Here is an 18,120-nt window from a genome sequence, read left to right as displayed (position 1 = left end):
TCTTTGCCATTAATAGACGCCCTTGCGTGAGAGTGTCTCGGCCAGATGAATTGCCGAAGCGACGGCGGCATAATGTTCGGGCCGAATTTGATCACCGACCGGCACCGTCGCATGGAGCGCCCGCGCGCAAGGCGGATCGGAATGGATCAGAATGTTATGCTTTTTGGCCTGTTCGCGAATGGCGAAGGCGAGACCATCGACACCCTTTGCAACACAAATCGGCGCACCGCCCGCCGCCCGGTCCCACTGCAGCGCGACAGAATAGTGGGTCGGGTTGACGATGATAACATTGGCTTTTGCAACATCGGCTAACATGGTCGAGTTCGCAATTTCACGCGCGCGCGCGCGGCGCTGACCCTTCATGAACGGGTCGCCTTCATTCTTCTTATTCTCGTCCTTTACCTCTTCAAAGGTCATGCGAAGTTTCAGAAGATGAGACCATTTAGCGAAGGGTAGATCGATTGCCGCAATCAAGCAGGTCGCAGCGATCATCCAGCCCAGCAGCAAAAGGCTTTCTTGCGCCATCTTGGCGAAGAGATAGCCTTCGGGGCGGCCGATCTCATGACTGACTTCACTGACGAGGCGGTAAAGATAGGCGCCGGACGCAATACAAACGATGATCAGCTTAGCGGCCCGTTTCGCGAATTCCGCCATTCCGTCCCGACCATATTTCTGCTTCGCATTGGAAATGAGACTGATTTTGGAGAGTTTGGGTTGTATTTTTTCAGGTGCGAAGATGATGCTGCGCTGCACGACCAGAGCGGCAAGCACCGCCGCCATCATCACAAGCAAAAGGGGTACAAACGCAAACACGACCGTTCCGAGTAGATCCGTTGCCGCGCCGCCCTTCAGAACTAGTTCGCCAGCCCGTTCCGGATATTCGAGCAACCCTGAGAGCTGGGACAGCATATTCATGCCGAGCGTCCCGCCCAGCGTCATGATTGCGATCGCGACCCCGATATAGAGCGCGACAGACGCCACTTCGGAGGATTTGGCAATATCGCCCTTCTTACGGGCATCGTCGATCTTGCCCTGGGTCGCCTCAAAACTCTTTTCTTGGCCTGTATCGTTACCCTCTGACATCGCGCTATCCCGCCTCCACCATCAGGGCCATGAAGGAGTCGACCCACGCCGTCATCATCGCGCCCGCGCAGATCACGAGCAGAAGCAGGCCCGCCATTGTCATGCCCGGAAGACCAACAAAAGAGACGAGTAGTTGCGGCATGGCACGGTTCAAAAAACCGAGAATGAGATTGTAGGTAAAGTTCAGAATGACGAAGGGTAGCGCCAGCGACAGGCACAGCCGCAACAATCCGACCATAATTTGCGTCACCCAATTGGCTGAGGCCTCAAGGTCCAGCATCGTTCCCACCGGCATATCGTTGAAACTGTCGGCCAACACACCGATTAGGGCAATATGGATGTTCATGGAGACAAGCAGCGTCACGCCTGCGAGCATAAGCAGGGTGCTGATCGTCGTGTTTGGTTCAGTTGCGATCCCCTCACCCAGGACCTGCGACAGAGACAAGGACTGGGACACAATCATGCCGAGAATTTGCAGCGCGTGGATCGCCATCCGTAAGGCAAACCCCAGCACGAACCCGGTCATGGCTTCGGAGACCAGAAGGGTGACGACGCCAGCGTCGCGCAGGGCCGCCAGATCGTCCTGCAAAACCGGATAAAGAAGAAAGGCCGTCATCGCGGCAATGCCAAGACGAAACCGGGCCGGAACTGCGCGTTCTCCGAATACAGGCACCAGCATGAAAAAGAGCGACAGACGCGCGAACAGACCGAAAATTGGCCAGATCATTTCAACTAACGGACCGAAAGCCTCCGCCAGTCCTGCCAGCAATTCTGCTGACCCGCCCACGGGCTAAGCCGTGCCAAGGATAAGCGGTTTTTCGTTCGCGGCAATCTCTGCATAGGAGAGGACTGGATTTTTTACGCCTTTTGTCTTGAGAACAGATCGAACAAACCGTCGCCAGTGACCGGGCGCAGCAATCACAGCATAGCTACCGCTCCGCGCTGCCGTATCAAGCTGGGCGCGGACATCGTGGGCGAACTGATTAAACTCATCCGGTGACAAAGCGATGTCAGACCGCCCGGCCTCGTCTCGCGTTTCGCGTTCGCCAATTTTAGTCGTCCACGTATCCCCGATCCGGATGATCGGTAATTGCCCGGTTTCGTTCCTATATTGACCGACAAACTGGCGCGACAAGCGCTGGCGCGCCACATCAGTAATCGCTTCAGCATTGAGGTTCGCCGATTTTCCGTCAGCGACCGTTTCCAGCAGCAAAGGCAGATTACGAACAGAAATCCGCTCTTCCAGCAGCAGGCGCATTACGGAGTGCAGTAATTCAATCGGCGCTTTGTCTGGGAAGAATTCGTCCATCAGCCGTTTATTACCATCGGCGCGATCAGACGCGGTAACCCCTTTAAACGCGTCCAGCGTTTCGCGCAGGGAACGGCGCGTTAGCAAAGCGGGCAAATTATCTTGAATGACTTCAAGCAGATGTGTTGCCAGCACTTCAACCGGCGCAACTGTGGTGACACCCAATAGAGTGAGTTCATTCTCGCTCTCTGGATCGACCCATCGCGCAGGCGCTTTGAAGACCGGTTCTTGCGTCGTGTCGCCTGGAATGTGGGCGTGTTCAGTCGCCTCAATCAGGGCCAGACGGCGGTCAGCCATTAAAGTCTGCGTTGCCATATCCGCACCGTGCAAGCGGATGCGGTAGCTATGACGCGGCAAGGAGGCGTCATCCGACAGGCGGATCGGCGGTAGGATGAACCCATATTGCGTCGCAATATATTTGCGAATCTTCTGCACCCTTTTATCGACGCCAAACTCCGTGCCCATAACCGTGCCAACAAGATCGCGCGATAATTCGACGGACAGTTCATCCAGGTCGAGCATGTCGCCAATCGTCGGTTCAGGCACAGCTTCCGGCACGGCGGCATCTTCTTCGACTTGCTTGGCCTCAGTGGATTGCTTCTGCCAGCTGACGAAGGCCATCGTACCCAGACCGGCCGCACCGATCAGAAACGGAATCATTGGCAGGCCGGGGAAGGCCGCGAAGACAATCATGATGCCGGCAACGGCGGCCAAGGCGGCCGGATGGCGACCGAACTGATCCAGCAGGGCCAAGTCGACCGCGCCGTCACCGCGTCCGCGTGACAATAACAGACCCGCAGCAATGGAAATGATCACAGCAGGGATCTGACTGACCAAGCCATCGCCGACAGTCAGGATCGCATAGTTGGACACCGCTTGGCCAAATGACAATCCGTGAACGCCCACACCAATTGCCATGCCGGCAAAGAGATTGAGCAAGGTGATCAGAATACCGGCGATCGCGTCGCCCTTCATAAATTTCGACACGCCGTCGAGTGAGCCGAGGAAGGCCGTTTCTTCCTGCTCACGTTCGCGGCGACGGCTAGCTTCTTCGTGACTGATCGCCCCGGCGGCGAGATCGGAATCGATCGCCATCTGTTTGCCCGGCATCGCATCAAGGGCGAAGCGGGCGCCAACTTCGGCCATCCGGCCTGCCCCTTTGGTGATGACCATGAAGTTCACGATAACGAGTACCGCGAAGACGATCAGACCAATCGCAATATTGCCGCCCATGACAAACATGGCAAAGCCTTCAATGATCGACCCGGCGGCGTCTGTGCCCGTATGGCCTTCGCCAATGATCAATTTGGTCGATGAGACGTTGAGCGACAGGCGTAGCAGGAGTGAGGCCAGCAGAACCGAGGCAAAGGCCGAGAAGTCGAGAGGCTTCTCGACAAACAGCGTCATGGTGAAAATCAGGATGGCAAAGGCAAAGGAAATCGCCACGCCCATATCCAGCACCCACGCTGGCATAGGCAAGATCATCATGACGATGACCGCCATAAGGCCGACGGCAAGCCCGACAGTGGCGCGGCGTGAACTCATTCCCCGATCCGGCCCCTATGCGCCGACAATGGCAGGCAGAACCTGATTATCGAATAGAGACAGGCAAATATTCGTCATAAAGCCCAAGGTCAGAAACATCACAACCAGCATGGCCGCGAGTTTCGGCACAAAGGTCAATGTCATTTCTTGGATCGAGGTCAACGCCTGAACTAGGCCCACGACCAGACCCACGACAAGCGCTGAGATCAGGAGTGGCATCGCCATCAAAGCGGTCGCCCAAAGGGCTTCACGCAACAGGTTGAGAACCTCGACTTGATCCATCAGATCGGCATCCGCAGTAGCTCTTGATAGGCTTCAACCACACGGTTTCGGACGGTCACGGCTGTTTCCAAGGCCATTTCTGCATTGGCGAGTGCCTCGACAACAGATTGGGCGTCCGTCGTGCCTGCCGCATATTGTGTAGCCGTGGTCTCGACAGATTGCATGACTTCAGAAAAGCTCTCCACCCCTTTGGCGAGCATCCCGCCATCATTGGGCTTCGGCGCATCGAGAGCCGTCGGGGCGGTGACGCGCTTGGCCGTTCCGTAATGGCGAGCCGCACCTGAAAGCGCGGCGGAACTTGAGGAAATATCCATAATCAGCGGCTCAGCAGACCGAGCAGGCCACGATACATTTCGCCCGCTTGTCGGAAGGTTGTTAGATTGGCTTCAAAACTACGGCCGGCCTCACGGGCATCCGCCATTTCAATAATCATGTCGACATTAGAGAGTTCAACAAAGCCCTCTGCATTTGCCAACGGGTGGTTGGGGTCATGCATCAGTTCTCCCTGAGACTGATCGAGCGAGGGCCGCGAAGCGCTCACGGTCGACGCGCCAGTTTCAAGGTCAACGCGCTGAGCAAAGCTCATCATCTTGCGTTTATATCCATGCGTATCGGCATTGGAGAGGTTTTCGGACGCCACGGAAAGACGCTGGGACTGAGCGCGCATGCCGGAAGAGGCGGCGCTCATTGTTTGGGAGAGTGGGTCGATCATCAGCGAGAAATCCTTTCTACGCAGGCGGTGATATTAGGGGGGATCAGAGGTTCTTTCCGACCGCCGTTTTCATGAGGCCAAGAGTGGAGCGGTACATGGAGATCGCCAATTGATGATCTTGTTTGGCGGCAGCGCCACGCATCAGCTCTTCCTCTAGACTGACGGAATTGCCATTTGGCGAGCCGACAGTCGGACGTTCAATGACGGCCATTGGATCCAAGCTCGCTTCGCCTTGACCCATCGCTTGCGCTTTCAGCACAGCGGAAAAGTCGGCAATATCCTTGGCTTTATAGCCCGGCGTGTCCGCATTCGCGATATTTTGAGAGATAAGAGCGTGTCGTGTGGCCGCATGTCGGGCCATAGAGGACGACAAGGCCAACATCGAAACAGGCTGTGAAACCGGGGGCGCCATGATCTGCAATCCTTGCAAGAGACGTTAATGCTGTGTTGAGATTTAGGACAGATGGTTAAACCAATGGTTAACAAGCCTGTAACGATTTAAAGCCCCAAATACTCCTGAGCCCTGGAAGGGCGCTTACATGTCCACCTTCTCACAACTCACAGCCGCTTTTGATGACCCGCTGCCCAGCCTGGTCACCTATTCAGGTCGAGTTTTGTCCTGCGCGGGACAGACTGTTCAAGTTGAAGGGCTGTGCGGGAAGGCTGGTATCGGCACGAGCGTTCTGATCAATGGTCGACAGCGCGGTGATGTTATCGCGGATGACGGACAAAGCATTACGGTGGCTCTTTACGGCTCAACTCAGGGCCTCACCTCTGGGATGCATGCGAAGCTTGTCCCTGAAAAACCGTTGAGCCCCGGTCCGGATTGGCTTGGCAAAGTCCTCGACTTTGATGGTCGCGATGCATCTGGTAACCGTCCGCGCCCCGGCAACATTCCCGCCAATATAAACGCATCCCCGCCGCCTGCTGGCCATCGCCGTACGCTCGGCCAACGCCTTTGCACGGGTTACTCAGCCATCGACACGTTCTTGCCGATTTGTCGCGGTCAGCGTGTCGGCCTGTTCGCTGGGTCCGGGGTCGGCAAAACTTCGCTCCTTGGTGGGCTAGCAAAGGGCAGTAATGCCGACATTACGGTCATTGCCTTGATCGGTGAACGCGGCCGCGAAGTCCGCGCCTTTGTCGATGAAATCGTCGGCTCAGAAGCGATGCGAAACACCGTCGTTTTTGCGGCTACATCCGATCAACCCCCGGCCGCCAAACTCCGGGCGGCGCGATTGGCCATGGCGACGGCAGAAAGCTTTCGTGATCAGGGAAAACACGTCCTGTTTCTGTTCGACTCCCTCACTCGCTTTGCTCAAGCCCACCGTGAAGTGGCCTTATCGGTCGGTGAAACCCCAGCCCTGCGCGCCTTTCCACCCTCAACCTTCCCTGCGTTGGCCCAGCTTTGCGAACGGGCGGGACCGGGTACAGAAGGCACACACGGCGATATTACCGCTGTCTTCTCTGTTCTGGTTCAAGGCTCAGATATGGAAGAGCCCATCTCAGATACGGTGCGCGGTATCCTCGACGGTCATGTTATTCTTGACCGGGCGATTGCGGAAGGCGGGCGTTATCCCGCCATCGATATTGGTCGGAGTATTTCGCGGTCTCTGCCGGCTGCTGCTAGTGATGAGCAGAATGCGGTTCTATCACGCGCGCGAAGTTTAATCCGTCGCTATGAGGATGGTCGATTGATGGTACAGTCGGGGCTCTATGCGGCGGGAACAGATCCATTGCTGGATCAAGCCGTCATGTGTCAGCCTAAACTGGATACATTTCTGCAGACACGATCAGAGGCAACAATTGAGGAGAGCTTTGACGCTCTAAAAGCCGTGGTCGCCTAAGTGGCGTTCGAGATTAGCAAGCTGAACAGGCCCGCAGACCCTAATCCACTATTCCCACTCAATAGGGTCAAAGCACTCGCCCCTGGGGTCAATGCATCAGGCCCGTTCTCAAGTTGCCGCTGCAAAATAAAATCACGGATCGTCGACTGAATACCATCGTCAGTGGCCAGGGCTGCGCGGGGGTTAGATCCCAATCGCTGCTCGCCACGTTTCTGAAGATAGTCAGCCTGCTTATCGACATCCAAATTGGAGAAACCGTCTGGCAGAATGAAGGCCGCACTAAACACTTCCATCAGAGGCGCGCTGCCGATGACCTTAAACCAGAAAGAGCGATCCGATGCGCTATCACGAGCGAGCGCGCCAATATCCTGCTCAAAATTAAGAGCCAAACGCAGATCGGGCTCTTGTTCACCCACGGCAACTTGGAACGCTTCATCCTGATAATTTTGGACAAGCTCATCGACTTTACTGCTGGTGAGGCGGATCAGGCCGTCACTGTCAGCTTCGAAAACACGAGCCAATTCAATAAAATCTGTATTGTTTAGACGGCGGGCGAACCCGCTTGGATCGTCTGGACCATCGGAGATGATACGACGAACAAAGGCGCCCTTATCGATCTCCCCTTCAAGGCCGAAGCTCTGCAAGACCGGCCGCAAGAGCTGCCGATCGCCCATGAGGTCATCTAGGGAAAAGGGCTCAGAGAGTTTTTCGCGCATGCCGGCGACATTTCGCTGAATGTCGCTTGAGGTTTCAAACGTCGCTTGTTGGCTCTCTTGCGTCGATTGCAAGAAGGCCCAACCCGGCAGGGAACCCCCGATAAGACTGGGCGCAATCGGCATGGTTTAACTCGCGACGGCCATGTCAGCCTGCACATTACTGTCTGATACGGAGGTCAGGCCCAGCAATTCGGCTTCAATCGGAACCAGCGGTTTTAGACGGCACAGCGACGAATAGGTGCGGCCATCCACCCAAGCTTTGTAGGATTTCAACAACATGTCCGAGAGCGGTGTGTTCTCAAAGACACTAGTCAAGGTTCGGAATTGTTGTTCGACCAAATCGCAAGCTTCATCACCCGCCGCGTCCCCGGACAGCAAAGTTTGGACGGCATAGTAAAGCCGGGTGACAGGCGTGCGAACATCATCCGGATGGATCACATCAGATAAGCGAAGTACATTGATGCCTTCGCCTTCAACGCAAATCTGGCCGCGTTTAGGGCCATTAGATAGAAGCGCACCATTGACGAGAAATTTCTCGTTCGGTTTTAGACTGATAAGCAGACCGGCCATGAAACGTCCCTATGCGGCTTCAGAATTGTCGACAGTCTCGCTCGGACGCCCAAGCAGTCCTTGAAGAATGGCGGTGTTGATTTCGACGAGAACGTCCACTGTGCCTGTCCCGCTATATAAACCATGTGTGTGGAAGCGAACGAAGCGACCCAGGCTGAGCAATTGCGCGGCCAATGCATCATCAAGCTGATTGTCGGCATGAACCAAATCAACGATCAGCATATCCCATAGTTTTAGATTTTCGGACAGGACGGTGGCGGCGTCGGGCGTGAGTTTGAAGTCGAGGCCGGTAAAAGGGCGAAGGCTGGCTATGGATTTCTGAAAAACCTGAACTTCGACTTCGCGATCTGATCCAGTTGCGCGGCCCGTTTTGTGGTATGCGCTGTGCGCATTGAAGGCGTGAGCGGTCATCAGAGCCATAGCGAAATCCTGTGCTACCGAGGCTATCGGTCCGGCATCGCCTTGGATGGTTTACCGGGAATTTAAAGGTCCCCCGGCCCGGAAGGCCGAGGGGAAATCTTATAGGCTTAGAGCTGGTCCTATCGGAACAGACCCAACAGAGCCTGTGGCGCTTGGTTGGCGATCGAGAGAGCCTGAACACCAAGCTGCTGCTGAACCTGCAGAGCCTGCAGACGCGCGGATGCTTCTTCGAGGTTGGCATCCGTCAGTGTTGAGACACCTGCTTTCAGGCTATCACCGAGCGAGGACACGAAATCGATCTGGTTGTCGATGCGTCCCTGCTTGGAACCGAACTGAGCGGCGGCGTCGATAGCGCTGTCGAGGATCGTGTTGATTGCGGTCAGAGCGCCAGCAGCGTCTGTCGTAACATCAATCGTATCCAGACCCGCCAAGGCACCAACAGCCTGCGTTTCAGTCGATGTGACACCTGTCCCGGTCAATGAATAGTCCGCGGTGCCTGAAGCTGCACTAAACTGTACGGCCCCACCAGCGGTCGCGGTTGCTGTTAGACCAGCCGTGATGTCGCCTGCTGTCACAGCAGCATTGATAACACCTGCAATACCCGTTGCGATCGCTTGAGCATCCTGACCTGCGGAAGTCTCGTAAGTCAGAGCTTCACCGTCGATTGTAAAGGCGTAGGTCTGATTGCCACCAGCGGCATCAACTTGGATCGCCGTACTGTTCGTCAATGCAGAACCACCCGAAGCATCCTGTGCCGCTGTAAACGTTGCGGCGCCAGTCACTGCACCGCCAGCAGTCACGCCAGTTGCGTTGGTTGTGAGGTTAGCACCCGTGACCGAAATCTGACCCGTTGTGACAGATCCGTCGCTGGCCCGGTTCAAAGAAGACAAGATGTTAATGGAACCGCCGTTATCAAGCAGGTTCAAGCCATTGAATTGTGCAGCAGCGACAGTGGACGTGATTTGCGCAATAGACTCGTTGATGTCGGTCTGGATCTTGGCCTGATCGACGTTGCTTTCCTGAGCGGCGATAATATTGTCGCGAATGCTTTGCAGCTCGCCAACCACCGCTTCTGATGAAACGCGGGCCACACCAACAGTTGCAGAACCGAGGTTCAGCGAGTTGCTGATCTGCTCGAAACCGGCAACATCAGTTTCCATGACAGTTGCGATCGACCAGATCGCAGCATTATCTTTAGCTGAGTTGATCGACTTACCTGTCGAGATTTCATTTTGAACCTGACCGAGGTTCTTGTTGATACCCTTAAGGGTGTCTAGAGCGACCATCGCTCCGATGTTTGTATTAATACTGGACATTGGATTTCACCTAATGAGCGGGCTTACTTGCCGCGTTGAAATGACTTCGGCCCGATCCATTCAGATCTGCGGGCGAAGGTGACCAAGTCGTCCTGACAATGTGGCCGGAATTCCGACCGCGCTCTCCTGAGCTATGATTTTTATAATCAAGAAGTTTCTAACAAGTGGTGAACTTAAATCGTTTTATTATAGGGCGAAGCCAGAGACTTCATCACAAGCTGTCCCCCCTGCCGGTCATAGGCCCCCACTTGGCCATCTGAGCGGCCCAAACCCTCAAGCCTGACCCGCGCGTCCCGCGCGCCATTCAATGCGGCAGCAACGAGTCCACGCGCCTGTTCTGCGCGTCGGTTAATAATCGTCATCGCCGTTTCGACTTTTGTCCGATCGACACCTGGCAGACGGATAGCGTTTCCAAGCGTGTCCAAACCTTTCATCGCATTCGCGGTTTCAATTTGGAGATCGCGGAGATCCTGAAAGCGACCGTCCTGCAACACTTCGACCTCGGCTAACAAAGCCCGATCAATCCGCGCCAGCATGTCTAAAATGCGAGTATCGTTCATCACGTCTCTCCCTGCTCGTAGCGGCTCAGCTGTTTATATATAGAGTCTGCCATACCGATCCCGCCCATTTCCGACATTTGCTCCGCCAACTGTTCGACGAAGAAACTGCCAAAGGCTGAGGCCATCTTTCCTTCACCCGATGTCAACGCATCCGCCAAACCAGAATGGGTCAGCATTTGCGCGATAAAAGCCGCTTCAAAATCGGCAGCGACCGCTTTCAGCGCGTCTTGGTTTTGAGGTTCGGTGGCGGACGACGCTGTCTGTGCGACGGGTCGTTGTGGTGAAACCAGAGACTGGGTTGGCGAAATAGGGACCATCATAAAGTCTCGATGACGCATGGCCGTAAACTATAGGTAAACCATATTCGCTTTAGTGAGAGGGTATGCCTGCCCTACCTCATGCGCTTGCGCCTCAGTCTTCGCCGCTTACGGCTCTAGCCCCTGCGAGTGGATCTGTAGAATCCCGTGACGCGCCTCGCAATGCGTCTGGCGATGCGCCGACTCAGAGTTTTGAAGACGCCGTGCAGCAGCAATCTGAACCGGAACAAGACAGACCGCAATCCGACGACGTTACGATTGATGCGAAAGGCGAAAAATCTGAACTTATCCCGATTGCAGAGACCGATGATATCGGATCGCAACGCCCGCCGACTGACGTCGACCCTGAGGTCTTTCCTATTTCGCAACACCGTCTGCATGTCGATGTTGCGCCTGACATGAGCGCAGCTGAACAGCTCGATGTCGAAATGAATACCCCCGAAGCCGAGGCCGTTCTGACACTTACCAATTCGGATTTCCGGCAAGCCACAGTCCCAACGGCCGGACTTGGCTCGGCTCCAGCCACGATAACGCCAGATTTACAGACAATTCAATATGGCTCTGGAACAAACCAGACCGCCGCCCCAATTGCCATAGCTATTCCAATTGAACCCGCCGCGGCGCTGGTGACAACTGATGCAGTCGCCACAGCGAACATTACGGCCCCTTCAGTAGTGACAGCAGATGCCCCTCTACCCACGGCGATACCTTTAATTGGCGATTCGGGCACAGCCAGTGGCGCGCCAGCCAGCACTCTAGCTGTAGCAGCGAATATTTCAGCGGCGGCAGCAGCACCCGATGACGTTCCCGTCGCCCCTCTCGTGAGTCGGCAGGCTCCGACAATTGATCCCGACCAACCTGTTCCAACACGCATAGCCGAACAGGCCGTAGACGCCTCTGATCGGGCTGCGCTCGTTAAAACGCCAATCGTTGGCAGCGATCCGTTCCGTACGGCCGACCTTGCGGCACTCCCAACCGCCACTACGATGGCTGGCGACAGCACAACCCCGCTAAAGAGCCTTCCCGCCATTCCTATCACACCCGCAGTCACACCACTTGCGGGAATGAGTGACCGATTGGCCGCCACCATTCTGCACTCAACGCAGATGAATGTGCCCGTTACATTGGACAAGATTCCGCAGGCTGTCGTTACGGTAGCTTTGACCGCACGCAGTGCGACCTTGCAGATCGATCCGCCGGAGCTTGGTCGAATCCAACTCGATTATCAGTTCGACGTTCAAGGCCGCACGGTGGTGACCTTGACCCCCGAGACTGATGCCGCGCGGGCCGCGCTTGCGGAACGCATGTCGTCCATCACGGCCAGCTTGCAAGCACAAGCAGGCGGCGAAATTGACGTCAAACTCGGATCATCACAGGATTTCGGGGCTGAACGCGGCGATGCTGCAAACTCCGATATGGGTGAAGGCGGGCAACAGTCTGCCGACACATCCGGAGGGGTGACCGAAGGCCATCAATCCACAAACGATCGCGCCCTTGTTGAGCTGCAACGTTTCGCACAGGCGGCTGCCAATGGCGACAGCACTCGCCTTCACATCCTTGTCTAGGACAGACTTATGGACCTTTCGATATTGACTCAGTCATCGAACGTAAATGCGGCCAAAGCCACAAATACGCTCCGGAATGAAGGCACGGAAACAACCGAGTCTGACACAACGACCAGCACAGAATCAGATACGTCGGAGCAGTTTGATACATTTCTGAACCTGCTGACGGCACAGATCCGTAATCAGGACCCGCTAGCCCCGCTGGATTCGACGCAATTTGTGGAACAGCTCGCCACCTTCTCCAATCTGGAGCTACAAGCGAAGAACAATCAGATTCTGGAGAGCATTGCATCCATGCTGGCGCAACAATTGGCGACGCCAACGACGCCTGACGTATAAGATCAATCAGCGATCTTGACGGGATAGATCGAGGATCAAGACGTCGCTGATCCCATCGTCACTAATTTCACGGGCAGCCCGGGCCAGCGTTTCACGCAACACTTCATAAGTGTCAGGCGACGTTAATTCTGAATCGAAGTAACCCGCATCTGAGAGCTGAAGCAGTTCGCGAATAAAGGCATCGCGAAAGCGCGGTTCTAGGCGGAACATGTCGTCGCGTTTGTCGCCCGGTACTTCCAGACCGATATTTAGCAAAATTAAGGCTTGAACGTTGTCATTGGCGAGCACCGGCACAACGAATTGACGTTTGAATTTGATGAATCCGATCTCGTCTCCATCACTTTCATAGCCCTTATCGTTATGGCCTTTGGAAGCTTTCGCCTTCTTACCTTTGTCGCTATGACCGCCCTTTTCATCGGCTGCGCCCTTCGCGTCGCCGTCGGCAGCATGGGAACCCGCTTCGGCAGAAGTAGGGGCCACCGTCCCGCGTACAAAATCAGCCGCGAGCACACCGCCTGCGGCGCTCACGGCCAAAATAACCGGAAAGAGAACGGCTTTCATCGCACTACTCCTAAAACGGAATCACAGTATCAAGCACACGTGTACCCACACGATCATTGATCGAGCGCGCAACTGCACCGCTGCCATCATACCCGACTTGGGCGTTAGCAATTTTATCGAGCGTGATCACATTCCGGCGACTAATATCTTCGCGCCGGACAATGCCGGATACAAACAGGGTCCGGGCTTCGCCTTCGACTTGGACATTCTGACGCCCGATAATCACAAGGTCGCCATTAGGCGTCACTTCGGCGACTTGGGCCGCAAGCGTAAGTGACAATGTTTCGCCTCGACGGAGTTGACCACTACCATCGACATTGGTTTGGCGTTGAATATCGACAGCCGGATCGAGCGTCGATCCGTTTGGAAGAATATCTTCAATCAAACTTGTCAGCCCAAAAAAGTTCGACAGAGACAGGTTTTGACCTGAAGACCGATCCGTCGCGACCGACCCCCGCATCTCAGCCTGATCATCAATCTCGATCTGCACGGTCAAAATGTCGCCTGGACCGCGCGCACGGCGGTCACCGAACAGCGAATTGGGACTGTGGCTCCAGAGCGACGCGGATTGATGGGTCGCCTGTATGACGGGCGCGGGTTGAGCGTAGGCCAATGGAGCCGTCTGTATCGGCGCAGCGCGTTTCGGTGCACCGCTTGTTGCACAGGCGCACAGGGCTGACCCTGCCAGCAGAACGATCGCGAAGCGGACAAAGCGACTCGCTTCTGGTTTCATTTTATTTGTCGTCGCTTGCATCCGGCTCACGGCGTGACCTCCACTTGTCCCGGGCCGACAATCCGGCCCATAACGCGCTTGCGCGACGTCGAATTCATAACCGAAATCCGGTCTCCAGTTGAGCCCTCACCCAGCGCGCGGCCCGTCGTTTCCATGGTCAAAGATCCGCGCCGAAAGATCAGTGAAACTGTCTCATTGCGTTTAACCTGTAGGGGCGTGCGCACATGGCGCGGCGTCATGACGGCGCCTGCGCGAACTGGGCGCGTGAGTTCTTGGCCGAGATAGTCTTCCATCGCGAATGGCCCGGTCAGATCGCCTTCGCGAATGACGGCACCGCGTTGCAAAGCGCGTGTTGCCGTCACTTGATCGGTTTGCGTCACGGTGGCGGCCATAGCCATAGTCGGGGCGGACACCATTGCGAGTAAGAGGCTGATAATAAAGAAAAACCGGCTCATCACTATCTGATCCGTGTCGTCGCTGCGAGCATCTCGTCAGCGGCTGTAATGATCTTGGAGTTCAACTCGTAACCCCGCTGAGCCTCAATCAGTTCAGAAATTTCCTCAACAACATCGACACCGCTATCTTCGAGATAGCCTTGGCGCATCGTCCCAATACCTTCGGTGCCTGCCGTTCCATTGATGGGCGCGCCCGACGCTTCAGTTTCACGGTAGAGATTACCGCCCATCGCTTCCAAACCTTTAGTGTTTGCGAATACGGTCAAGGTAATGCTGCCGATCGTTTGTCCGTTTGGCTGATTGTTGAAGTAAGCGACTACTTCACCGTCTGGCGAGATCGTGACGCGACGTGCATCATTGGGAATAGTGATCTGATCGGCCAGCGCATAACCATCTGAGTTGACCATCAGCCCATCTGCGTCGCGATAGAATTTGCCGTCCCTTGTGAACGCTGAATCACCGCTCGGTTGGATGATTTCGAAAAAGCCGCGGCCTTCGATAGCGAGGTCAAAATCGCCGCCCGTTTCGCTCAAGCCGCCTTGGACAATCTCCATGGAAACGGTTGTCGGGCGGACGCCCATGCCGATCTGAATACCTGCAGGAACAGTCGCGCCCGTCTGAGAGCTCAACGTACCGGGAGTCTGGTATTGTTGATACATGAGGTCTGCGAATTCGGCGACGCGCGGCTGATACGCCGTCGTGCTCATATTCGCGATATTGTTCGAAATAACGTCGACCCGCATTTGTTGTGCGGCCATGCCGGTTGCGGCGATTTTCAAGGCGTTCATCCTGAAGCCTCCTTTTCCCTGGTGAATCTTTCTGGGGTGAAATTTTCGTGGTTAACCCATTTGTTGGACAGCTTTTGCGACACTGCGGATACGTTCGTCTTCGAGATCCATCAGCGATTGGCCGGCATCATAATGACGTTGGACTTCAATCATCCGCGCCATTTCCAAGACCGGATTGACATTACTTTGTTCCAAAAACCCGGATGCAATCATTGGGTTTTCGAGCGGTTGCGCCCCGGGGGCGAGCCACAAGTTATTGCCTTCGCGAGACATGTTTCCGATCGGTGCGGTAAACACACCGATACGACCATATTCGATACCGTCCGAAGAGATTGTGCCGTCACGCGCGACCTGAATATTCGAAGCTTCCAGAGGAATGGCGATCTCGCCGCCGCCCACACCCAGAACAGAATTCCCCATTGGGTCAACCAAGATCCGTTCGGCATTGAGCATAAAGTGGCCCGCGCGAGTGAGCCGTTCGCCTGCAGCTGTTTGAACTTGAAAGAACCCTTCACCGTTAATCGCCATATCAAGTGCGCCGCCTGTCGCGCGCAAACTACCATCTGACAGATCAGTCGCATGCGCACCGAGGCGACCCATCGACAGGCTTGTCGCGTGGTCCGGTGCACCAGCACCGCCTTCAAGTTGACTGATATATTCTGAGAACACGCCGTGTTCAGCTTTGAAGCCAGTCGTGCCCATATTGGCGACATTGTTCGCCACTGTAGAAAATTCACGCATCAACCCGGATTGGCGGGTGATCATAGTGTAGATTGCATTATCCACGGCCTAGGACCTCCTGAAAGGTTTCAAGATCGGACGACAACTCGCCAAGATAGTCAGTGAGAGCGGGTCCGCTCATATGTTCAGGAGCGGTTGTTTTCGCCAGTGTGGACGCGAAGTCGGTCGCGCGCACAGGTATCGTTCCCACAGCCAAAGCCTTCAAGCGCTCTGCGGCTTTCGACTTCAACTCAGAGTCAAAAACAACGCCATTGGCATCCAAACGTTCGATCACATCAAGCGCCTGAACGACTTTTAGAGGGTCGTTAGACCCGACCGCCTCTTCCAGCCGTGTTGTTAGGCGAGCGAGACTGTCAGCGTCGTCAGTGAGATTATTTCTTGTGGTCACAAGTTCGGCGACCAATTCAATATCCGAGTCTTCTATGGCTCGGGCCAAGAGGCGTTGTTGTGCACTCAACCGTAACACCGGATCCGGGCTATTGGACAAGCGCGTCAATGCTGTCTTCGCAGCCGGGGCTGCATCTAACTTACTCATAAGGTCAATGGCGTATAATTGCTCCGGCCCATCCCGTTCGGCGACCCAAGCCAGTCGGGCGCGGGCACCGATAGGATCGCGCGCCGTTTTGAGAATGGCATCAAGGAGGACATGTTCAACGTCGTAATCGTGGCGGCTTTGTCCATGCAGTCCTGAATCAGACAGCGAGTCGGCGATCCGGCGCGCTAATCGAATATTGCCAGCCATGCCGGCTCGAATAGCAATCTGAACACCAAGCTGACGACGCAGCGGCGGACTCATTCTGCCCAGCCAGACCGCCAATGTCGCTTCATCCGCAGGCCCTAAGGCTCGGCCGGGATCCGCCAAAGCCTGCCAGGGTAAAAAGGATGGACCGCATTCAGCGGCATTTCGAAGATCGACCGGCAAACGCTGTCCAGAGTAAGAGAGATCGATCAAGTCAGCGAGCGCGCTAGCCAGCGCGGCTCTATCCGTTCCATCAGTCGCCAACTCAGTGAACAGCCCCAAGGCGAAATCACCTTGGCCGCCCCCAAACAAGGGCGTGAGCGTCTGACAATCAGCCGGATCAGCGGTCCATTCGGGAACGGAGGCAGGTTCAGTTGCGTCTGCAGCTGTTACTTCATTCTCACCCGGACGACCGCGCATATTAACGAGGCCGTTACGGCCCGCGACCTCGAACAGGTTTCGGAGGTTTTTGGCTTGCCCAGAAATTTCAGCGGGGTCTTCAGCCGCAAAAGCGGCATCGCCAAAGCTCCCGTCATCAAACGACGAAAGCCCGAGCGTGAAAACGCTCAGGCAGGTCGTGAGTATGAGGGCTCGCCTTATCATGCGGCCTGTTTGAGCGCCTTAAGGGCGTCCTCGACTTCAGAAAAACTCGGCCTAAATCCGTGGGGGGCGCTTCGACGACCCACCTCAATGCAAAGCGTGGTTTCGTTCTTATGTAGGCTACTCACAAGAACCTCGCGCATTAGCGAGTAGAAATAGGCTTCTTGATCGCGAATTTGTTTAATCCGGTTGGCCAGTGGGCCGACAAATGAATAGGCGAGAAAAACACCGAGGAAGGTCCCGACCAAAGCCCCCCCGATCATCTCGCCCAAGACTTCCGGCGGCTTATCGATAGAGGCCATCGTCTTGATGACGCCGAGAACGGCGGCAACGATGCCCAGGGCAGGCAATGCATCAGCGATGTTACTCAGCGCGTGACTACCGTGCAGACGCTCTTCTTTCATCGTTTCCAATTGTTTATCGAGCAGCTCTTCAACCTGATAAACATTGTCGAAATTCATCAGCATTGACCGCATCGTGTCGCAAATCAGCTCGACGAAATCTTTTGAAGACAGAATGCGCGGATATTTCTGAAACAGAGCGGAGTTTTCTGGATCTTCGATATGCGCTTCAAGCTCGACGGGGCTTTGCTCGGCCAAACGAACCAATTCATGCATCAAGCAAAGGAGATCAGAATAATCCTGACGTTTCCATTTTGGTCCTTTGAATGCGGAGATGACGTCTGAAAGCGTCGATTTGACCGTATGCATATCGTTGGCGCACAGAAACGCGCCAATCGCAGCGCCGCCAATGATCATCATCTCATAGGGCAGGGAATGTAGAATGATTTCGAGCTTACCGCCCGCCATCATATATCCGCCAAAGACGCAGAACACTGTGAGAACGATGCCGATAATGGAATTCATAACTTTGCGTTACACCGACAGGAGTTAATTCAACGCTAAACGTATCGCGGGAACAGGCC

General features: G+C 55.3%; 23 protein-coding genes. 3 read left to right on the top strand and 20 right to left on the bottom strand.

Translation table 11 applies throughout. The features are described from left to right. Nucleotides 1-9 precede the first annotated feature (9 nt). From flhB to QQL54_RS11205, 7 genes are read right to left on the bottom strand one after another with little or no spacing between them, the layout of a single operon-like run. Nucleotides 10-1,083, bottom strand: a complete 1,074-nt coding sequence (gene flhB, locus QQL54_RS11235) for a flagellar type III secretion system protein FlhB (RefSeq protein ID WP_284390691.1) — start codon at nt 1,081-1,083, stop codon at nt 10-12. A gap of 4 nt (nt 1,084-1,087) precedes the next feature. Further along, nucleotides 1,088-1,870: a flagellar biosynthetic protein FliR gene (locus QQL54_RS11230; RefSeq protein ID WP_284390689.1), complete on the bottom strand. Its 783-nt coding sequence runs from the start codon at nt 1,868-1,870 to the stop codon at nt 1,088-1,090. Nucleotides 1,871-1,873: 3 nt separating this feature from the next. Then, the gene (locus QQL54_RS11225) at nt 1,874-3,937 is read right to left on the bottom strand and encodes a flagellar biosynthesis protein FlhA (protein WP_284390687.1); all 2,064 of its coding nucleotides are present in this window, start codon (nt 3,935-3,937) and stop codon (nt 1,874-1,876) included. 15 nt (nt 3,938-3,952) lie between these two features. Next, complete coding sequence (locus tag QQL54_RS11220) at nt 3,953-4,222, bottom strand: flagellar biosynthetic protein FliQ (protein ID WP_431355940.1); 270 nt, start codon at nt 4,220-4,222, stop codon at nt 3,953-3,955. Then, nucleotides 4,219-4,533 (bottom strand): flagellar hook-basal body complex protein FliE, encoded by a 315-nt coding sequence (gene fliE, locus QQL54_RS11215; protein WP_284390683.1) that lies wholly within the window; start codon nt 4,531-4,533, stop codon nt 4,219-4,221. The genes QQL54_RS11220 and fliE overlap by 4 nt, the downstream gene beginning before the upstream one ends. Before the next feature lie 2 nt (nt 4,534-4,535). Beyond that, on the bottom strand, nt 4,536-4,931 hold the full coding sequence (locus tag QQL54_RS11210; protein ID WP_284390681.1) for a flagellar basal body protein: 396 nt from the start codon (nt 4,929-4,931) through the stop codon (nt 4,536-4,538). A gap of 43 nt (nt 4,932-4,974) precedes the next feature. Beyond that, nucleotides 4,975-5,343, bottom strand: coding sequence for a flagellar basal body protein (locus QQL54_RS11205; RefSeq protein ID WP_284390679.1), 369 nt, complete (start codon nt 5,341-5,343; stop codon nt 4,975-4,977). A 127-nt stretch (nt 5,344-5,470) separates the two neighbouring features. Here QQL54_RS11205 and QQL54_RS11200 point away from each other — a divergent pair, with 127 nt between their 5' ends. After that, nucleotides 5,471-6,775, top strand: a complete 1,305-nt coding sequence (locus QQL54_RS11200; RefSeq protein WP_284390677.1) for a FliI/YscN family ATPase — start codon at nt 5,471-5,473, stop codon at nt 6,773-6,775. Here QQL54_RS11200 and QQL54_RS11195 read toward each other — a convergent pair. From QQL54_RS11195 to QQL54_RS11170, 6 genes are all read right to left on the bottom strand, one after another. Continuing rightward, a complete protein-coding gene (locus tag QQL54_RS11195; protein ID WP_284390675.1) occupies nt 6,772-7,614 on the bottom strand; it encodes a DUF1217 domain-containing protein in 843 nt (280 codons plus the stop codon). The genes QQL54_RS11200 and QQL54_RS11195 overlap by 4 nt on opposite strands. Before the next feature lie 3 nt (nt 7,615-7,617). Further along, nucleotides 7,618-8,061, bottom strand: a complete 444-nt coding sequence (locus tag QQL54_RS11190; RefSeq protein ID WP_284390673.1) for a flagellar biosynthesis repressor FlbT — start codon at nt 8,059-8,061, stop codon at nt 7,618-7,620. Nucleotides 8,062-8,070: 9 nt separating this feature from the next. After that, complete coding sequence (locus tag QQL54_RS11185; RefSeq protein WP_284390672.1) at nt 8,071-8,481, bottom strand: flagellar biosynthesis regulator FlaF; 411 nt, start codon at nt 8,479-8,481, stop codon at nt 8,071-8,073. Nucleotides 8,482-8,600: 119 nt separating this feature from the next. Then, on the bottom strand, nt 8,601-9,797 hold the full coding sequence (locus QQL54_RS11180; RefSeq protein WP_284390670.1) for a flagellin N-terminal helical domain-containing protein: 1,197 nt from the start codon (nt 9,795-9,797) through the stop codon (nt 8,601-8,603). A 173-nt stretch (nt 9,798-9,970) separates the two neighbouring features. Continuing rightward, nucleotides 9,971-10,357, bottom strand: coding sequence for a hypothetical protein (locus QQL54_RS11175; protein WP_284390667.1), 387 nt, complete (start codon nt 10,355-10,357; stop codon nt 9,971-9,973). Next, nucleotides 10,357-10,677, bottom strand: coding sequence for a rod-binding protein (locus tag QQL54_RS11170; RefSeq protein WP_284390665.1), 321 nt, complete (start codon nt 10,675-10,677; stop codon nt 10,357-10,359). Before QQL54_RS11170 ends, QQL54_RS11175 begins: the two co-directional genes overlap by 1 nt. Nucleotides 10,678-10,739: 62 nt before the next feature. On the opposite strand from QQL54_RS11170, the gene QQL54_RS11165 reads away from it, so the two are divergent. Both QQL54_RS11165 and QQL54_RS11160 read left to right on the top strand, forming a co-directional pair. Next, nucleotides 10,740-12,239 (top strand): flagellar hook-length control protein FliK, encoded by a 1,500-nt coding sequence (locus tag QQL54_RS11165; protein WP_284390663.1) that lies wholly within the window; start codon nt 10,740-10,742, stop codon nt 12,237-12,239. Between the two features lie 9 nt (nt 12,240-12,248). Beyond that, entirely contained in the window at nt 12,249-12,578 is a 330-nt protein-coding gene (locus tag QQL54_RS11160; protein ID WP_284390661.1) for a flagellar hook capping FlgD N-terminal domain-containing protein, read from the top strand. A 6-nt stretch (nt 12,579-12,584) separates the two neighbouring features. On the opposite strand, the gene QQL54_RS11155 is transcribed toward QQL54_RS11160, so the two are convergent. Genes QQL54_RS11155 through motA form a run of 7 tightly spaced genes read right to left on the bottom strand, consistent with a single transcriptional unit; the run spans nt 12,585 to nt 18,061 of the window. After that, nucleotides 12,585-13,139 carry a flagellar basal body-associated FliL family protein gene (locus QQL54_RS11155; RefSeq protein ID WP_284390659.1) on the bottom strand — a complete coding sequence of 185 codons (555 nt, stop codon included), beginning with the start codon at nt 13,137-13,139 and terminating at the stop codon, nt 12,585-12,587. A 10-nt stretch (nt 13,140-13,149) separates the two neighbouring features. Further along, nucleotides 13,150-13,872: a flagellar basal body L-ring protein FlgH gene (locus QQL54_RS11150; RefSeq protein WP_284390657.1), complete on the bottom strand. Its 723-nt coding sequence runs from the start codon at nt 13,870-13,872 to the stop codon at nt 13,150-13,152. 26 nt (nt 13,873-13,898) lie between these two features. Beyond that, nucleotides 13,899-14,327, bottom strand: a complete 429-nt coding sequence (flgA, locus tag QQL54_RS11145; protein WP_284390655.1) for a flagellar basal body P-ring formation chaperone FlgA — start codon at nt 14,325-14,327, stop codon at nt 13,899-13,901. Nucleotides 14,328-14,329: 2 nt separating this feature from the next. Further along, nucleotides 14,330-15,115, bottom strand: coding sequence for a flagellar basal-body rod protein FlgG (flgG, locus tag QQL54_RS11140; protein WP_284390653.1), 786 nt, complete (start codon nt 15,113-15,115; stop codon nt 14,330-14,332). A gap of 51 nt (nt 15,116-15,166) precedes the next feature. Continuing rightward, on the bottom strand, nt 15,167-15,901 hold the full coding sequence (locus QQL54_RS11135) for a flagellar hook-basal body complex protein (RefSeq protein ID WP_284390651.1): 735 nt from the start codon (nt 15,899-15,901) through the stop codon (nt 15,167-15,169). Continuing rightward, a complete protein-coding gene (locus QQL54_RS11130) occupies nt 15,894-17,198 on the bottom strand; it encodes a hypothetical protein (protein WP_284390649.1) in 1,305 nt (434 codons plus the stop codon). Before QQL54_RS11130 ends, QQL54_RS11135 begins: the two co-directional genes overlap by 8 nt. After that, nucleotides 17,195-18,061 (bottom strand): flagellar motor stator protein MotA, encoded by an 867-nt coding sequence (gene motA / locus QQL54_RS11125; protein WP_284390647.1) that lies wholly within the window; start codon nt 18,059-18,061, stop codon nt 17,195-17,197. Before motA ends, QQL54_RS11130 begins: the two co-directional genes overlap by 4 nt. Nucleotides 18,062-18,120 lie beyond the last annotated feature (59 nt).

The sequence above is a fragment of the Algimonas ampicilliniresistens genome (assembly GCF_030159955.1).
Lineage (GTDB): Bacteria > Pseudomonadota > Alphaproteobacteria > Caulobacterales > Maricaulaceae > Litorimonas > Litorimonas ampicilliniresistens.
Note: the sequence above shows the minus strand (reverse complement) of the source record. Positions and strands in the feature narration are given on the sequence as shown.

Excerpts from the sequence above, each read along its gene's own strand:
- flhB (WP_284390691.1), bottom strand. The coding sequence starts at position 1,083 with ATGTCAGAGGGTAACGATACAGGCCAAGAAAAGAGTTTTGAGGCGACC.
- QQL54_RS11225 (WP_284390687.1), bottom strand. The coding sequence starts at position 3,937 with ATGAGTTCACGCCGCGCCACTGTCGGGCTTGCCGTCGGCCTTATGGCG.
- fliE (WP_284390683.1), bottom strand. The coding sequence starts at position 4,533 with ATGGATATTTCCTCAAGTTCCGCCGCGCTTTCAGGTGCGGCTCGCCAT.
- QQL54_RS11210 (WP_284390681.1), bottom strand. The coding sequence starts at position 4,931 with ATGATCGACCCACTCTCCCAAACAATGAGCGCCGCCTCTTCCGGCATG.
- QQL54_RS11205 (WP_284390679.1), bottom strand. The coding sequence starts at position 5,343 with ATGGCGCCCCCGGTTTCACAGCCTGTTTCGATGTTGGCCTTGTCGTCC.
- QQL54_RS11200 (WP_284390677.1), top strand. The coding sequence starts at position 5,471 with ATGTCCACCTTCTCACAACTCACAGCCGCTTTTGATGACCCGCTGCCC.
- QQL54_RS11195 (WP_284390675.1), bottom strand. The coding sequence starts at position 7,614 with ATGCCGATTGCGCCCAGTCTTATCGGGGGTTCCCTGCCGGGTTGGGCC.
- QQL54_RS11190 (WP_284390673.1), bottom strand. The coding sequence starts at position 8,061 with ATGGCCGGTCTGCTTATCAGTCTAAAACCGAACGAGAAATTTCTCGTC.
- QQL54_RS11185 (WP_284390672.1), bottom strand. The coding sequence starts at position 8,481 with ATGGCTCTGATGACCGCTCACGCCTTCAATGCGCACAGCGCATACCAC.
- QQL54_RS11180 (WP_284390670.1), bottom strand. The coding sequence starts at position 9,797 with ATGTCCAGTATTAATACAAACATCGGAGCGATGGTCGCTCTAGACACC.
- QQL54_RS11175 (WP_284390667.1), bottom strand. The coding sequence starts at position 10,357 with ATGAACGATACTCGCATTTTAGACATGCTGGCGCGGATTGATCGGGCT.
- QQL54_RS11170 (WP_284390665.1), bottom strand. The coding sequence starts at position 10,677 with ATGATGGTCCCTATTTCGCCAACCCAGTCTCTGGTTTCACCACAACGA.
- QQL54_RS11165 (WP_284390663.1), top strand. The coding sequence starts at position 10,740 with ATGCCTGCCCTACCTCATGCGCTTGCGCCTCAGTCTTCGCCGCTTACG.
- QQL54_RS11160 (WP_284390661.1), top strand. The coding sequence starts at position 12,249 with ATGGACCTTTCGATATTGACTCAGTCATCGAACGTAAATGCGGCCAAA.
- QQL54_RS11155 (WP_284390659.1), bottom strand. The coding sequence starts at position 13,139 with ATGAAAGCCGTTCTCTTTCCGGTTATTTTGGCCGTGAGCGCCGCAGGC.
- QQL54_RS11150 (WP_284390657.1), bottom strand. The coding sequence starts at position 13,872 with ATGAAACCAGAAGCGAGTCGCTTTGTCCGCTTCGCGATCGTTCTGCTG.
- flgA (WP_284390655.1), bottom strand. The coding sequence starts at position 14,327 with ATGAGCCGGTTTTTCTTTATTATCAGCCTCTTACTCGCAATGGTGTCC.
- flgG (WP_284390653.1), bottom strand. The coding sequence starts at position 15,115 with ATGAACGCCTTGAAAATCGCCGCAACCGGCATGGCCGCACAACAAATG.
- QQL54_RS11130 (WP_284390649.1), bottom strand. The coding sequence starts at position 17,198 with ATGATAAGGCGAGCCCTCATACTCACGACCTGCCTGAGCGTTTTCACG.
- motA (WP_284390647.1), bottom strand. The coding sequence starts at position 18,061 with ATGAATTCCATTATCGGCATCGTTCTCACAGTGTTCTGCGTCTTTGGC.